Consider the following 1000-nt stretch of genomic DNA (forward strand, 5'->3'; position numbering starts at 1 on the left):
ATAGCTCAGGCAGTACCTTTTTTGACTCAGGCATATAATGAGATTTCTGAGACAATCTACTGCAAACTGATGTTTCAGACTCACTTGAAAGAAATTGTGGAAGATAATTATACATGGGATTTCATAAATAATAAGGTAATTATAAATTTAACAAATATAGAAGGCTTAATAGAAAATAAGCTTAATAAAAATTTATCAGAAGGTATTTCCCTGCTGGGCGAGCTTACAAGAGTTCTGAAAACCTGTGACTTATTTGAAGAGTCCGGATATATGCAATTCCGCCGATATTTTGCTGATATCAGCGAGGAATGTGCATGGACTGTTGATGCCGCTTCAAGAAATATAATAAAGGGTTCGGCATGGAATGACAGCATAAACGGGACAACAGGCGATGATGCAATAAACGGCATGGAAAATGATGACATTATTAATGGTAATGCGGGGAATGATGCATTATACGGCGGGGATGGCTATGATACTGTTTCGGGAGGTTACGGCGATGATATTATTGTCGGAGGAAACGGAGATGACAAGCTGTACGGAGACAGCGGGAATGATTTGCTGGACGGAGGCAGCGGCAGAGACTACATGGAAGGCGGTGCCGGAAACGATACATATATATTCGGAAGGGGCTGCGGGCAGGATACAATATATGATTATGATTCAACAGCCGGAAACACAGACAAAATATTAATAAGTGACGGAGTAACGGCATCCGAGGTTACCCTTGTACGAAACGGCTCAAGCCTTGTGCTGGGAATAAAAGGGACAAAGGACACGCTTACTGTCAACAGCTACTTCTCAAGCGACTATTACAAGACGGAGCAAATACAGTTTGCAGACGGAACGGTGTGGGATACCGAGTACATAAAAGGTGCTGTAAATATTGCAAGCGAGGGAAATGACAATATACAGGGCTATGAGACAAGGGATGTCTTGAGCGGGCTGGCAGGAAACGATACAATATACGGAAACGGCGGAGACGACACCATAAGCGGAG

Annotated in this window: 1 protein-coding gene; it reads left to right on the forward strand. The window is 42.9% G+C overall.

Going from position 1 to position 1000, the window contains the following annotated elements:
* A partial coding sequence (locus LY28_RS18870) for a calcium-binding protein (protein ID WP_133250218.1) occupies positions 1–1000 on the forward strand: 1000 nt, incomplete at both ends.

Origin of the sequence: Ruminiclostridium sufflavum DSM 19573 (genome assembly GCF_003208175.1) — a bacterium.
Lineage (GTDB): Bacteria > Bacillota > Clostridia > Acetivibrionales > DSM-1351 > Ruminiclostridium > Ruminiclostridium sufflavum.